The sequence below is a fragment of the Vulcanococcus limneticus LL genome (assembly GCF_002252705.1).
In the GTDB taxonomy this organism is placed as follows: Bacteria; Cyanobacteriota; Cyanobacteriia; order PCC-6307; family Cyanobiaceae; genus Vulcanococcus; species Vulcanococcus limneticus.
This window is the reverse complement of record NZ_NQLA01000060.1, coordinates 1-15288: the sequence shown is the minus strand read 5'-3', so window position 1 is coordinate 15288 and position 15288 is coordinate 1. Positions and strand designations below refer to the sequence as shown.

General features: G+C 64.4%; 7 protein-coding genes. 6 read left to right on the top strand and 1 reads right to left on the bottom strand.

The genetic code is table 11. The features are described from left to right. A partial coding sequence (locus CJZ98_RS15520; protein ID WP_157911032.1) for an AAA family ATPase occupies positions 1-199 on the bottom strand: 199 nt, incomplete at its 3' end. Positions 200-369: 170 nt separating this feature from the next. On the opposite strand from CJZ98_RS15520, the gene CJZ98_RS15515 reads away from it, so the two are divergent. The 6 genes from CJZ98_RS15515 to CJZ98_RS15495 all read left to right on the top strand — a co-directional run bounded on the left by CJZ98_RS15515 (position 370) and on the right by CJZ98_RS15495 (position 15234). Then, positions 370-1254, top strand: a complete 885-nt coding sequence (locus CJZ98_RS15515; protein ID WP_094592031.1) for a hypothetical protein — start codon at positions 370-372, stop codon at positions 1252-1254. A gap of 211 nt (positions 1255-1465) precedes the next feature. Further along, entirely contained in the window at positions 1466-7015 is a 5550-nt protein-coding gene (locus tag CJZ98_RS15510) for a DEAD/DEAH box helicase (RefSeq protein WP_094592030.1), read from the top strand. Next, on the top strand, positions 7012-9981 hold the full coding sequence (locus CJZ98_RS15505; protein ID WP_094592029.1) for a helicase-related protein: 2970 nt from the start codon (positions 7012-7014) through the stop codon (positions 9979-9981). The genes CJZ98_RS15510 and CJZ98_RS15505 overlap by 4 nt, the downstream gene beginning before the upstream one ends. A 3-nt stretch (positions 9982-9984) precedes the next feature. Next, positions 9985-13857 (top strand): Eco57I restriction-modification methylase domain-containing protein, encoded by a 3873-nt coding sequence (locus CJZ98_RS15500; RefSeq protein WP_094592028.1) that lies wholly within the window; start codon positions 9985-9987, stop codon positions 13855-13857. 234 nt (positions 13858-14091) lie between these two features. Next, positions 14092-14580 (top strand): hypothetical protein, encoded by a 489-nt coding sequence (locus tag CJZ98_RS18490; RefSeq protein ID WP_157911031.1) that lies wholly within the window; start codon positions 14092-14094, stop codon positions 14578-14580. A gap of 123 nt (positions 14581-14703) precedes the next feature. Then, positions 14704-15234, top strand: coding sequence for a hypothetical protein (locus tag CJZ98_RS15495; protein ID WP_232756529.1), 531 nt, complete (start codon positions 14704-14706; stop codon positions 15232-15234). Positions 15235-15288 lie beyond the last annotated feature (54 nt).

The following is a 15288-nucleotide window of genomic DNA, read 5'->3' as shown; positions in this document are numbered from 1 at the left end:
GGGCCTCGATGTCGCGCCAGGGGCCCTGCACGGCCGCATCGCCGAACAGCTCGCCGCGCACCACGTCGGTGGAGAGCACCACGGCACCGGTGAGGCCGGCGAGAACGCCGGCGAGGGTGGTCTTGCCGCTGGCGGGCGGGCCGATCAGCAGGTGGCAGCGCAGGGGAGCGGGCCGGTCGCCGGGCAGGAGATCAGGCATCTGCGCAGCCTGGCCGCTGCGGCCACCTCTTGCAAGCCTCTCCTGCGAAGAAGCACATACTCCTGCAGCTGGGGCCTGGGTTCCACCCGAGCCCGTTGCTCTTTCGCAGGAGGATCAGGCTTTAACAGCCTCAGGGGCCAGAAGCTTCCAGCAGCGCCCCAGAGATCCCCTTGGTCCTCTCGATTGAAGCCGTGCCTCGGCCGGCGCACCGCTACCGCCTGCCAACCCTGCTGCAGGACATCCGCCTGCTGGATCTGCTGGAGCTCAGCGGCACCACCCTGGAGGTGAGCCGGCTGGTGCAGCTCAGCCAGCCCACCGTGAGCCGACGCACCCGTCTGCTGGCCCATGACTTCGCCCTCGAGGTGAACCGCCGCCGGCTGGTGGGCTGTCGCTACGGCAGCAACCCGGCGATGCAGCTGCTGCGCCTGGGCTGTCGTGCCCATCGGCTGATGGCAGGCGTGGCACGGCTGGGGGCCGATGTGATCCTGCAGCCGCTGCTGGCGGGCTGTGGCTGGCTGCTGCCGGCTCCGCCGCGGTTCCGGCCAGTGGAGAGCTGGCTGGAGCTGGTGCGCCAGGGGGTGCTCGATGGGGCGCTGATCTCCGGGCTGGAGTTTCAGGGCGGGGGGCCGCCCACCGGCCATGGGCTGGAGCTCCTGTCCCTGGGAGAGCTGCCCATGGGCCTGGCCACTGCTCCAGGCACTGTGATCGGCCTCGGCTCCACACCTCCCACGGTGCTGGTGCCCAACCGCGCGGTGGCGCAGGGTCTGCAGCGGGGCTTGGCGGCGTGCGGCCTTCCCTTGAAGACCGCCGGCAACACCTGCCAGACGCCGGCCCAATGGCTGGATCGTCTGGCCCGCTCCTCCCTGGCCATGCCCCTGCCTGTGTTGGAGCCGGCGCACTGGTGGCAGCCCCTGCAACGGCAGCCCCTGCCGCAGCCGCTGTACCTGCCGCTGTGGCTGGTGCTTCCTACCGGCTGGCAGCAGCAGACGGTGCTGGCCCACACGGCCGAGCAGTTGCAGGCTCATCCGGCGCTGCGCGAGGAGGAGCGAGCATGAGCCACCTGGATCCTGCGATAGGGAAAACAGCCACGCAGGGCGTGCGGCTGGGCGCGAAAGCATGCGCCAGGTGCATAGCGGTGCGGATTCAAGTCCAGTGCCTGGGATGGCGGGTTCCCAGGACGGCCCACAAGCACCAAACTGCGCTGAGACGCCCCCACCAACTCTCAATGCCGACCTGGCCGCCCCAGCTTCCGGAGGCTGCCCTCTGATGGACGTCTTTTCTTTCCGCGACCGGGTCGTCGAGGACTACGGGCAGTTCAGCCGCAGCTTCACGCAGATCAAGGCACCTGATCTGCGGGACTTTGTTGACGGCCGCTACGGGGCGGGTGAGTACTGGCCCTCACCGCTGATCCAGCTCAACCCCAGCTTCGTGGGGGGAGGCAGCATCGGGACCTTGGTGGAGGAGGGCCTGCTGCACCCGGAATGCAGCCGCATCTTCCGCTGGGGCAAGGACAGGGGCGAGGGCTTGGAGCTGCTCCTGCATCGCCATCAACGGGAAGCGATCGAGCTCGCCCGCGCCGGCGCCAGCCTGGTGGTGATCTCCGGCACAGGCTCCGGCAAGTCGCTGGGTTACATGATCCCGATCATCAATCGGGTGCTGGAAGAGCGTCAGCGCGGCGACCAGAGCAAGCGGATCAGGGCGATCGTCATCTACCCGATGAATGCGCTCTGCAACAGCCAGATGGAGGAGCTGCAAAAATATCTCGGCTGGGGTTATCCCAATGGACCCCGTGTCACCTTTGCGCGCTACACGGGCCAGGAAAGCGAGGAAGAGCGGGAAAAGATCAAGAACGATCCTCCCGACATCCTGCTCACGAACTACGTGATGCTGGAGTACATCCTCACCAGGCAGGATCCGCTGGATCAGAAGGTGATCAGCGATGCCCAGGGCCTGGAGTTCCTGGTGCTGGATGAACTGCACACCTACAGGGGGCGCCAGGGTGCTGATGTGGCCCTGTTGGTGCGCCGGGTGCGGCAGCGCCTGAATGCCGATCTGGTCTGCATCGGCACCTCCGCCACCATGGCCTCGGAAGGCACCGCAGCCGAGCGAAATGGCACCGTGGCCCAGGTGGCGAGCAAGTTGTTCGGCACCAGCATCCCGGTGGAGAACGTCGTCACCGAGACGCTGGAGCGCCTCACCGTTGGCGATCTACCCGATGCCACTGAACTGAAGTCGGCTCTCGATGCGGACTACTCACCGGGAACCACCGCTGCGTGGAAAGCGGATGATCTGCGCCACCACCCCCTGGCCCGTTGGGTGGAATTGCGGCTTGGCCTGGAACGGGAGGACGGCCGTGCGGATGGGAAGTGGGTGCGCTGCCGGCCCCGCACCCTGCAGGATGCGGCCCTGGAGCTCGCCACCGCCAGTGGGCGTCTGGCTGCGGATGCAGACCCCGCTTCAGAAGCCGGGCAGCACGTACGCAAGGCGGTGCTCACCATTCTGCGCCAGTTTCTACTGGCGGCCTATCAGGTGGAGGTGGGGCCGAACCGCCGCTTCTTTGCCTTCCGCCTGCACCAGTTCGTCTCGGCTGGCGGTGATGTGCACTCCAGCCTGGAGGCACCGGGGCGGCGCTACCTGACCCTCAAGGGTCAGAAGTACCAGCCCAATGCCGGCCGCCAGGCCCTGCTCTATCCGGTGGTCTTCTGCCGCAGTTGCGGCCAGGAGTTCCACCCTGTCTGGGCGCATCTGAACAACCGCAGACCGGAGCGCTTCGAGCCGCGCGAGTTCTCCGATGAATCGAGCCTGCGCGAGCGGGATGTGGTCAACGGCTACCTGATGCCCGATGCAGAGGGTGTGTACGTGGTGGAGGATCTGGAGAAGGCCAGGTTCCCCGATGGCTGGCTGGAGGCCGACAAGAATGGCGAGCTTGTGCTCAAGCGCACCTACAGGGAGTTCGCTCCGGTGCCGTGCCGTATCAAAGCGGATGGAGGCACGAGCAGTGACGGAACCCCAGCCTGGTTCCTCAAAGGCAGTTTCCGCTTCTGCCCCAGCTGCGGGGTGGAACACAACGTGCGCGGCAGTGAGTTCCGCAAGCTCTGCGGCCTGAATTCCGAGGGCCGCAGCTCCGCTACCACCACCTTGAGCCTGGCGGTGCTGCGCCAGCTGCTCAGCTTCCCGGAGCAGGAGATCCCGGACAATGCCCGCAAGCTGCTGGCCTTCAGCGACAACCGCCAGGACGCCTCGCTGCAGGCGGGCCACTTCAACGACTTTGTGCGGGTACTGCAGCTGCGCGCCGGACTGGTGGCGGCGCTGCGGGCCAGGCCGGATCAGGAGCTGAGCCTGGAGACCCTGGCGCTCGACACCGAGAAGGCACTGCGCCTGTCGGCTGATGACTTCATCGCGACCAAGGGCGTCAAACCCAACGTGGAGCAGGAGCGCCGCAAGGCATTGCGGGGGGTGCTGGAGTACCGGCTGCTGGTGGATCTGCGCAAGGGCTGGCGACTCACCAACCCCAACCTTGAGCAGTTGCGGCTGCTGGAGATCGACTACGCCGAACTGGTGAACTGCGCCGAGGACCAGGCCGATTGGCAGCAGCGCCATCCGCTGCTGGCCCAGGCGAGCAGTGAGGAGCGCTTCCTGATCCTGCACCGGCTGCTGGAGGAACTGCGCGAGCGGTTGGCAATCGATTGCGATGCCCTGGGACTGGAGGAGTTCGAGCGTCGCCGCAAGGCCTGTTTCGACCTGGAGGAGGTCTGGGGCATCCGGGCGGAAGAGCAGCCCGAGCTGGCCCGCACCGTACTGATGAACCCGGTCACGGCCGAGCAGCGCCTGCAGCGCCTGGAGGGTCTGTCGCTACGCGGGGCCTTTGGGCGCTGGCTCAAGGCACGAGAACGCTGGCTGTCGGTGGAGGAGTTGCACCGCGGCCTGAAGTGGAAGGACGACCTTTATCAGGAGATCACCGGTCATCTGCTGGCGATGCTCACGGCCTGGGGGCTGGTCAAGCCCAAGGAGGTGAAGGTCGGCAAGCGCAGGAGCGAGGTGCTGCAGGGCTGGCGCTTGAACAGCTCAGCCCTGCGTTGGAACCTTGTGGATCCTGATGCTCCAGCGCAGGACGCCTACGACGAGCGGTTGCGCCAGCAACTGGAATCCAGCGGCCGCCGCGGACCCGTGAATGCCTACTTCCGCAACCTGTATGAGGATCTTGCTTCGCTGATCGCCAACCCCGGCCAGGCGGAAGGCAGACCGTTCGTGCAGACCCTGGAAGCCCGCGAACACACGGCCCAGGTGGATGCCGGGGTTCGGGAACAGCGGGAGAAGCAGTTCCGAGATGCCCGCCTGCGGCTGCTCTACTGCTCCCCCACCATGGAACTGGGCGTGGACATCGCTTCGCTCAACACGGTGTACCTGCGCAATGTGCCGCCGACGCCGGCGAACTACGCGCAGCGGAGTGGTCGGGCAGGGCGGAGCGGGCAGCCGGCCTTGGTGCTCAGCTACTGCGGTGCCACGTCGCCGCACGATCAATACTTCTTCTCCGACCCCACCCGGATGGTGGCCGGCGCAGTGAGCGCGCCCACGCTGGAGCTGGCCAATGAGGAACTGCTGAAAGCGCATTTCCGGGCCCTGTGGCTGGCGGCCACGCGCCAGCGATTGCCCGGCAAGGTGAAGGAACTGGTGGACCTGGCCGCAGGCGGGCGGCCGCTGGTGGCGGATCTGCGCGAATCCCTGGCCAGCGATGACGCCTGCCGCAGTGCCCAGGCCGATGGCCAGGCGATCGTCGATGACCTGATCGAGAACCACTGGTTGGGCAGCTCGCCGCCGCCCTGGCTCACCGGCAGCTGGCTGGATGCCCTGATTCGTGGCGCGGCGCTCGATTTCGATGCGGCGCTGCGGCGTTGGCGTGATCTGCTGGAGGCGGTCGACAGCCAGTTCGCCCAGGCCCAGAAGGATCTGGCCAACCACGCCCTGTCGGAGCGGGAACGGCAGGCGGCGGATCAACGCCAACGGGCGGCACGGCTGCAGCAGCAGTTGTTGCTGGCCGACAAGCCAGGCAGCGGCAACAACAACAACGACTTCAGCACCTACCGCTATCTGGCCAGCCAGGGCTTCATGCCGGGCTACAACTTCCCGCGGCTGCCGCTGATGGCCTACATCCCAGGCAGCCGTGAGCAGGTGGGAGGCGGCACCTTCATCACCCGGCCGCGTTTTGTGGGCATCAGCGAGTTCGGGCCCCATTCGCTGATCTATCACGAGGGCAACACCTACAAGGTGCGGGGCGCCATCCTCGGTCTGCAGGACAACGCCGTGGCAGCGGGCAGCGTGACCCTGGCCACCCAGGACGCCCTGCTCTGCGGCGCCTGCGGCCACGCGCATCTGGGCTCTGCGATCGAGCTCGAGCTGTGCCGGCACTGCGGCGCGCCGTTGAAGGAGCAACCGGAGGGCAAGGCCGTGCGGGTGCCACGGCTGTATCAGATCGAGCAGGTGAACACCCGGCGAGCGGAGCGGATCACCTCCGACGACGAGGAGCGCCAACGGCTGGGCTACGAACTGCTCACCACCTATGAATTCCCGCAGGAGAACGGCGTGGTGAAGGTGGCGCGGGCGCAGGTGAGCAGCGGCGGCCAACCGCTGCTGGAGCTGAGCTATGCACCGGCCACCACGATCAGCCGCATCAACCTCGGCTGGCGGCGGCGCGAGAACCGCAGCGACATGGGCTTCCCCATCCACCCGATCAGCGGGCGTTGGGGCGGCGAGAAACAACTGGAAGCTGGCAACGCCACCGCCGGCGAGGGAGAGGACGATGCGGCCGAAGTGGGTTACGTGAAGATCACGCCCTACGTGCAGGACCGTAAGAACGCCCTGCTGTTGCAGTTCCCCAATCAGCCATCCAGCGGCAACTGGACGGCGCTGCAGCTACTCAGCCTGAAGAACGCCCTGAAGCGCGGGATCGAGGTGGCCTTCCAGCTCGATGGCAGCGAGATCGCCGCTGAGCTGATGCCAAACGACGAGGAGGCCAGCGCCCTGTTGCTCTATGAGAGCGCCGAGGGTGGGGCCGGGGTGCTGAGCCGCCTGGTGGAGAGCCCCGCAGCGCTGCGGCAGCTGGGCCGCACCGCCCTGGAGGTATGCCATTGGCGGCTGAACGATCCGTTGCCGGTGATCGAGGCCGCCCTGGAGGATGCCGACCCGGAGTGTGAGGCTGGCTGCTACCGCTGCCTGCTCGGCTATCACAACCAGCGGGAGCACGACCGGATCGACCGCCGCATCCCTGAGCTCAAGCAGTTCCTGCTGGATCTTGCCCGCGGTGAGCTGGTGGGCCAGGGCGGTGCCGACAGCCGCAGCGAACGCCTGGAACGGCTGCGTGGCTTCTGCCAGAGCGGCCTGGAGCGCCTCTGGCTGGAGACAGCCTTCCGGCTGGGACATCACCTGCCCGATGACGCCCAGAAGGAGGTGAGCGGTCACTTCGTGACGCCTGATTTCACCTACCGCGAGGCCGGGGCGTTGGTGTTCATCGATGGCCCCCACCACCAGAAACCCCTGCAGCAGCGGCTGGACCAACAGAAGCGCCGGGACCTCAAGGACGCCGGCATCCGCGTGGTGGTCTTTGACCAGCACAGCGATGAATGGCCGGCGGTGTTCCGCGAGCACGCCTGGCTGTTCGGGGAAGGGAAGGGTGGTGCCAGCAGTCCGCCTCCGCAGCCGCCACAGCCGTCAGGAGGCCCCGCCACCGGCCCCGAACCCCAAGGACCGGATCTGGGTGAAGCCCTTGATGCAGTGTTCGCGCAGCACCAGCAGCTGTTCGGCAAGGAGACCCAGCCATGACCAGCACCCTCAGCCAGCCCCCAGCGCTGCCCGACATCCCCAGCCCCGGCTCGATCGTGAAGGTGCGGGGACGGGAGTGGGTGACGCTGCCCCAGAGCCGCGTGGAAAAGCAGGACCAGGTGCTGCGGCTGCGGCCCCTGGGCGGCGGTGATCAGACGATCGCCACCCTGTTCTGGCCGCTGGAGGGTGAGCAGGTGCAGCCGGCGAGCTTTGCCCTGCCGGATCCGGCCCTGAGTGGTTCCCAGAGCTCGGCGCTGCTGCTGCGCGATGCGCTGCTGCTCAAGCTACGCGCCGGTGCGGGACCGTTCCGCTGCCTCGGCAACGTGGCGCTGGAGCCTCGGCCTTACCAGCTGGTGCCGCTGCTGATGGCGCTCAAGCAGGAGGTGAGTCGGGTGCTGATCGCCGACGAGGTGGGCCTCGGCAAGACGGTGGAGGCGCTGCTGATCGCCCGCGAACTGCTGGATCGGGGCGAGATCCGCAAGGTCACGGTGATCTGCCCGCCGCACCTGTGTGAGAAGTGGAAGAGCGACATGATCCGCCAGTTCAACCTGGCGGCCGAGGTGGTGCGGCCCGGCACCGCCCAGAAGCTGGAGCGGGGACTGCCGGCCGGCAAGTCGATCTTTGACGTGGTTCCGTTCACGGTGGTGAGCCTGGATTGGATCAAGAGCGACCGCAACCGCGAGGGCTTCCTGCGCAGCTGCGGCGAGTTCGTGATCGTCGATGAGGCCCACACCTGCGCTGCGCGCAAGGGTGGCGGGCGTCAGCAGCGCTATGAGCTGCTTCGGGGCCTGGCCGCTGATCCCCAGCGCCACCTGGTGCTGCTCACCGCCACACCGCACAGCGGCGACAAGGAGGCGTTCGACAACCTGCTCGGGCTGCTCGATCCGAAATTCGAGGGCCTCAGCGAAATGCCCGAGGGCCAGCGCCGCAAGGACCTGCGCGATGAACTGGGCAACTATTTCGTGCAGCGCCGCCGGCTCGATCTCAAAGAGGAATGGGGCACCGAGGGTGCCGACTTCCCCGATCGTGAAACCCGCGAGGCCACCTACACCCTCAGTGGCGACTGGGGGCGTCTGTTCGATGACGTGCTGGCCTATGCCCGTGAACTCGTGGAGCGGAGCGTTGGCGAGAGCAAGCTGCGCCAGCGGATGAGCTGGTGGGCCGCTCTGGCGTTGCTGCGCTGTGTGAGCAGCAGCCCCGCTGCCGCCTCGGCCTCCCTGCGCACCAAGCTGTTCAATCTCCAGAGCGGCGCTGATCCAGCCGCAGCCCCCAGCGATGACGAGCTGGCCGATGACCTCGAAGCCATGGCCACGCTCGCCGTGCTCGACGGTGCGGAAGAGGAGTTCAGCGCAGAAGAAGCCGCCCCTGGGGCCGATCTGGCGGACTCGGCTGATGCCGGGCTGTTGAAGGATTTGATCGGGCGCTCCGATCGCCTGCGCGGCAAGGCCCACGATCCCAAGCTCAAGCAGCTGCTCAAAGAGCTCAAGGCTCTGCTGGCGGAGGGCTTCCGGCCGGTGATCTTCTGCCGTTTCCGGCCCACCGCCCACTACCTGGCGGAGCAACTGGAGGAGGAACTGCCGAAGCGAGCCCATGTGGTGATGGCCGTCACCGGTGATCTGCCACCCGAGGAGCGGGTTGAGCGCATCCGCGAGCTGCAGAACGAACTGGCCAACGGCAAGGTGCCGGTGCTGGTGGCCACCGACTGCCTATCAGAAGGCATCGACCTGCAGCACATCTTCGATGCGGTGATCCACTACGACCTGTGCTGGAACCCCACCCGCCACGAACAACGCGAAGGGCGGGTGGATCGTTTTGGCCAGGCCCGCAGTGCCGTACGGGCGCTGATGCTGCACGGCGGCGACTCCAACCCGGTGGATGAGCGGGTGCGGACGGTGATCCTGGAAAAGGAGAAAACGATCCGCAAGGAGCTGGGGGTGAGTGTGCCGATCCCCGGCAACGCCAACACCATCACCCAGGCGGTTCTGGGCGGAATCTTCGGGAAGGCCGCCAAGGCGATTCAGGGGTTCCTCAACCTCGGCCTGCCTGGCTTCGGGGGTTCCGGATCGGACCTGGATGCCGTGATCGACGCCGAATGGCAGAGCGCCAAGGAGAACGCCAAAGCCACCCGCACGATCTTTGCCCAGCGCAGCCTCAAACCGGAGGAAGCCCTGCGCGAATGGAACCGCACGCGCGAATCCCTCGGCAGCGCAGATGCGGTGGAGCGCCTGGTGCTCAACGCCTGCCGGCGCCTCAACCTGCCGATCGGCCCCCTGCCATCGGGCGGCGGTTGGGAGCTCGATCTCACCCGCCTGGAGGACAACCGCCAGGCCCTGAACGAGCGCCTGCGCAACCACGACCTCGGCGGCAAGCTGCGACTCAGTTTCCGCTCACCAGCTCGTGACGGCAGCCAACTGCTCAGCCGCTCCCATCCATTGGTGGTGGAGCTGGCGGATTTCGTGGCCGAACGCGCCCTCAGCGGCCTGGAGCCGGACCTGGCGGCTCGGGCCTCCGTGATCCGCACCAAGGCGGTGGCCAAACGCACCCAGGTGCTGGTGCTGCGGCTGCGGCACCAGCTGCACCAGTCGCGCTGGACAGGCAGTCAATACGAGGCCCTGCCCGATCTGCTGGTGGAGGAATGCCTCACCGCCAGGGTGAACGGTGATGGACTGGAACCACTGGAGGGTGCCGCAGCGCTGGAGCTGCTGGAAGCACCCGCCAGCGGCAACATTGATCCGGGACAGCGCCAGCAATGGCTGCAGGAGGCGGTGGCGGAGATCGATGCCCTGCAGCCCGCGCTGGCGGCCTTGGCCGAGCGGCGTGCCGATCTGGCGGAAGAAGACCACCGGCGGGTGCGGGAGGCCTCGCTGCGGACCGGCGAATCACTCCGCATGCGCTTCCGCTGTGAGCCGAGCCTGCCGGTGGATGTGATCGGCGTGTTTGTTCTCCTCCCTGCCCCCACCCTTTGAGCCATGGCCCGCACCACCGCCACCGTCAGCTTCCAGGCGATCGAGCTCAAGGGCAGCCTGCTGCCGGGGTCGCTGCTTGAGCAGGTGGCCCGCCTGCAGGCCCCGTTGCAGAAGGAGGCCGACTACGGACTGCCCAAAGGTGAACGGCTGCGGGAACGAATCGACGCGGCCTGGGTGCGGCTGAAAGAGATCTGGGAGGAATACAAGGATCTACGGGAGCGGGCGGCACAAGGCGTCACCGGCCTGCATACCTCCGTGCGAATCCTTCACGAGGTGCTGGGCTGGCCGGATCTGCAGCCCTGCAGCGGCTGGCAACACGGCGACGCCCACTTCCCGATCACCCACCGGGCGTTTGAGGGTGCTGTGCCCCTGATCGTGCGGGGCATCGCGGCTGATCAGCTCGATAAGGGCAGCAGCCAGTTCGGTCAGGAAGGGCGCCGCCGCTCTCCGCACAGCTGCCTGCAGGAATGCCTCAATGCCGATGACAACGCCAACTGGGGGCTGCTGCTCACGGGCGATCGGCTGCGGCTGCTGCACGACAACCCGTCGCTGGTGAAGCCCGCCTACCTGGCGGTGGATCTGGAGCTGCTGGTGGAGGGCGAGCTGTTCGATGAGTTCGCGGTGCTCTGGCTGCTGCTGCACGCCAGCCGCTTCCGCCATCCGCAGACGGGGAGCTGCGTGCTCGATACCTGGAAGGAGCAGGCGCAGGAGGCGGGCGAACGGGTGCTGGGGCAGCTGCGCAACGGCGTGCAGCAGGCCCTCGAAGCCCTGGGCAATGGCCTGCTCCAGCATCCCGACAACGACGCGCTGCGCCACCAGCTGGCCAGTGGAGCCCTGAGCGGCCAGGAGCTGCATCGCCAGCTGCTGCGGCTGGTGTATCGCTTCCTGTTTCTGTTCACCGCGGAAGACCGCGATCTGCTGTTCCCCAGAACCCTGGGCCAGGAGGATCCGCGCCGCCGCATCTACCGCGAGGGCTACAGCGTCGGCCGGCTGCGGGAGCTGGCGATTCGCCGCAGCGCCTCGGAGGGGCCTTATGGCGATCTGTGGCAGACCCAGAAGCTGGTGTTCCTGCAGTTGCGCCAGAGCAGCTCACCGCTGGGATTGCCCGGTCTGGGGGGCCTGTTCGCCGAGCCGCTATGCAGGTCGCTGGAGCCATGCGAACTGGCCAACCGCTTTCTGCTGCGGGCGATCCGGGCGATCGGCTGGTTCCAGGCCGGAGACACGCTCACCCGCGTCAACTACCGCGACCTCAACACCGAGGAGCTGGGCAGTGTGTATGAGGGGCTGCTGGAGCTCCATCCCCAGCTGGAACGCGCTGGGGGCAGCTGGCAGCTGAGCTACGGGGGCGGAGCCGGCAGCGACCGCAAGACCACCGGCAGTTACTACACGCCGGATCAGCTGGTGCAGCTGCTGATCGTGTCGGCCCTGCTTCCGGTGATTGCTGATCGTCTGGAAACAGCCCGTCGCCTCAGCAAGGCCACCACGCAGCAGGAACAGCAACAAGAACTGGAAGCGGCGCTGCTGGCGATCCGGGTGCTCGATCCGGCCTGCGGCAGCGGCCACTTCCTGCTGGCGGCCGCACGGCGCCTGGCCCTGGAGCTGGCCCGCATCCGCGCCGGCGACGAAGAGCCCAGCGAGGAGCTGCGCCAGGAATGCCTGCGCGAGGTGGTAGCCCACTGCATCTACGGGGTCGACAAGAACCCGATGGCGGTGGAGCTGTGCAAGGTGGCGCTCTGGATCGAGGCGGTGGATCCCGGCAAGCCGCTCAGCTTCCTCGATGCACACATCCAGTGCGGCGACTCGCTGGTGGGCGTGTTCGACCCGAAGGTGCTGGAGCAGGGCATCCCCGATGAGGCCTACAAGCCACTCACCGGCGACGACAAACCCACCTGCACCAGCCTGAAGAAGGAAAACGCCAGCTTCCGCAAGGCAGGCCAGAAGGGGACCCTGCAAGGCACGCTCAATCTGCAGGGCAGCCCACCGATCAGCCGCAGCCAGCAACGGCTCCAGGAGATCGAGACGATGCCCGAAACCACCCTGGTGGAAGGCGCAGCCAAACAGGCTGCCTACGAAGCCTGGGAGCAGGAGCGTTCCAGTGATCCCCAGACTCTTGCCGCCGATCTCTACACCGCGGCTTTCTTCCTGCCAAAGATCAAAGACTGCCGTGCCAAGGTGCCTACCAGCGAGCATCTTCTGCTTTTGCAGAGCGGCCAGGAGATCCCCGGTGAACTGGAGCTGGCTGTGGAACAAGCCGCCAGAGACTTTCGTTTCTTCCATTGGCACCTTCGCTTTGGCGAGGTGATGGGAAGGGGTGGTTTCGACTGCGTGCTGGGGAATCCACCGTGGGACATGCTTCAGCTAGATCCCCAGGAGTTCTTTGCATTACGACTGAGTTCAATATCAACCGCTAAACATATGGCGGCGAGAAACAGGATGATCGCAGCACTTGAAGACGAAAACCCAGAGTTATTCACTGAGTACATGCTGCAGCGTCGCGGGGTGGACGGCACCCAACGCTTCGTTCACGACTCTGGCCGCTTCCCCTTAGCAAGCTTTGGAAGGATTAACCTGGCCCCTCTTTTCTCAGAGCTTTCTCTAAAGCTAATCCATGATTGCGGCAGGGCCGGGCTCATTGTCCCGACCGGCATAGTCACAGACTCATTTACCCAATACTTTTGCAGGCATATCCTTGAATCGCAAAAACTTGTTAGCCTATACGACTTTCGCACGGGACCAGGCCTGTTCGCGGACATTGGCCATCAAAGATTCAAGTTCTCATTGATTACTTTAGGATCTGCAGAGTCAGCAGACTTTACCTTTTTCTCTCTTCGTGCATCTGACATAGTCGACTCTCGTCGTCATTTTACACTTACGAAAAGCGATTTTGAGCTCCTCAACCCTAATACACGCACTTGCCCTGTATTCAGAAGCCAGATGGATGCCGAGCTCACAAAGAAGATATTCAGGAACAGCTCGGTCTTGCTGGACGATGACAAAGGCAATCAAGGGAATCCATGGCAGATTAGGTTCAATCTCATGTTCATGATGAATACAGATAGTCATTTATTTCTTGACGAGCCCCTGGCGGACGCCCTTCCCCTCTACGAAGCAAAGATGATTCATCACTTTGATCATAGGTGGGCTGAATATGATTTGGAAGGGTCGGTCAACGGGCTAAGCGATGCAACGAAATGCGACTTTTCCTATGAACCTAGACCGCGCTACTGGGTTGAGAGAGCCGAGGTAGATAGGCGCCTTGCTGCCCAGAACTGGAAGCACAAATGGCTGATTGGCTGGAGAGACATTTGCAGGAATACAGATTATCGGACTCTGATCGCTGGAGTCATTCCCATAAGCGCTGTTGGGGATAAGTTTCAGCTTTTACTGATTGGCTTAAAGCCAAGTCTTGCAGCAGCGCTTTTGGGCTGTATATCCTCCATCCCTTGTGACTACATCGCTCGCCAAAAAGTTGGCGGAACTTCATTGAAGCAGTTTAGCCTAAAGCAGATAGCCATGGTTCCGCCATCATCATTTGGTGATGCATCTCTTGAATTCATTTTAAGTAGAGTTATTGAACTTACATACACAAGCAATGCTCTAAAAAGCTGGGCCGAAGACCTCGGCTACGACGGCCCACCCTTCCGCTTCGATCCCGAACGCCGCGCTCTGCTGCGGGCCGAACTCGACGCCTTCTACGCCCACCTCTACGGCCTCAGCCGCGATGAGCTGCGCTACATCCTCGATCCCGCCGATGTGATGGGCCCCGATTACCCCAGCGAAACCTTCCGCGTGCTCAAGAACAACGAATTCCGCCAGTTCGGCGAGTACCGTACCCAGCGGCTGGTGCTGGAGGCGTGGGATCGGTTGTTTGGTTAATCGGTCTTCACACGCCTTGGCGCCCCTATGCCATCCTCCAGTGTCGAGTACTGCTACTTCTGCGGAGCTCCCGCAACGAGCAGAGAGCATGTACCACCCAAGTGCATCTTCCCAGAGAAGAAAGACTCGGGAGTCAAAGAAGACCTTAGGAAGAGTCTGCTGACAGTCCCATCGTGCCACGTTCACAACCTTTCGAAATCGACGGACGACGAATATCTTCTTGCTATTCTATCGATGAATTGTGACAATAACGAAATTGGTCGAACTCAAGCAACTACCAAGCTTGCGCGCGCACTTCTGAGGTCAGATGGTTTAAAGCTCGCGGCACTAAATAATCCGGTGAGGCGGCATATTTACGATCCATCTAGAAGGCTAATCTTGGAAACAGCAGCATTGACGGTTGACCCCGAACGCTTGAAGCGATGCTTTGACCACATTGGCCGAGGCCTGTATTGGCATCACTTTAATCAAAAACGTTTTACTGGACAAATAAGCGCTCATATTGAATTCCTGGTCAACCCGGGAAATGATCTTTTTGGCGAGTTTAATCATCCACAGCGGAGGCTGCGAGAGCTGGCAAGTCATGCCTTTTCAAGCATCCAGAAAATCGGAGCAAATCCCAGCGCCTTCTACTACCAGGTCAATCACAACGTGATAGAGCTGTATCCTGCGATGCGACTTGTGTTCTACGAGGGAAGTTGTATAACTCTTGTTTTTGGCTGACTGAACACAATGTCACGAGTTCATTCAAGTAATCGAGCGCGCCTGCGTGATTCCCTTCATTGACTGATGCTTGAAAGCCCTCAACCTGTTCCAGCTTCCGCCGCCCGCACCATTGCCTTGCAGATGCTTCAGGAGCGCGGGCGTGGTGCGGTATTGGTTGGGGTGGCCCGGGTCGATGCCGCTCTTGAGCACCTGCTTCAGGCCCTGATGGCCCCGGCACTCAACCGTGGTGATGGCCTTTTCCTGCCGGATCGGCCTTTGGGTTCTCTTGGCGCCAAGGTCGCCCTCGCTCGCCGTTTTGGCCTGATCGACGCCCCGGTGGAGCGGGCTCTCTCTGCCCTGCGCAAGCTGCGTAATGCCTTTGCCCATTCCGCTGAATCGGCGTCGCTGGCTGATCCTGCCCACAGCGCCCGTCTGGCCGAGATCTATGCCGAGGCCCGCACCAACCCCCTCTGGGCTCCCCTGGAGGCGGTGCTGGCTGCCCAGCCACCCTCGGCCCACGGCCCCCTGGAGCCAGCCCTGCGGGACTACATCCTGCTGATCACGATCCTGGTGGCCTTCCTGGAGGCCACCGCCCAGCAGCTCAGGCCCTATGAGCCGCCAGTAGCAATTGTCCGGCGACGATTAGATAGGCGGGACCGCGCAACTACATAGGCAGGTCTCAGGACGCGACAACAGGGCTCCAGTTCAGGTCTGGAGCCCCGCGAT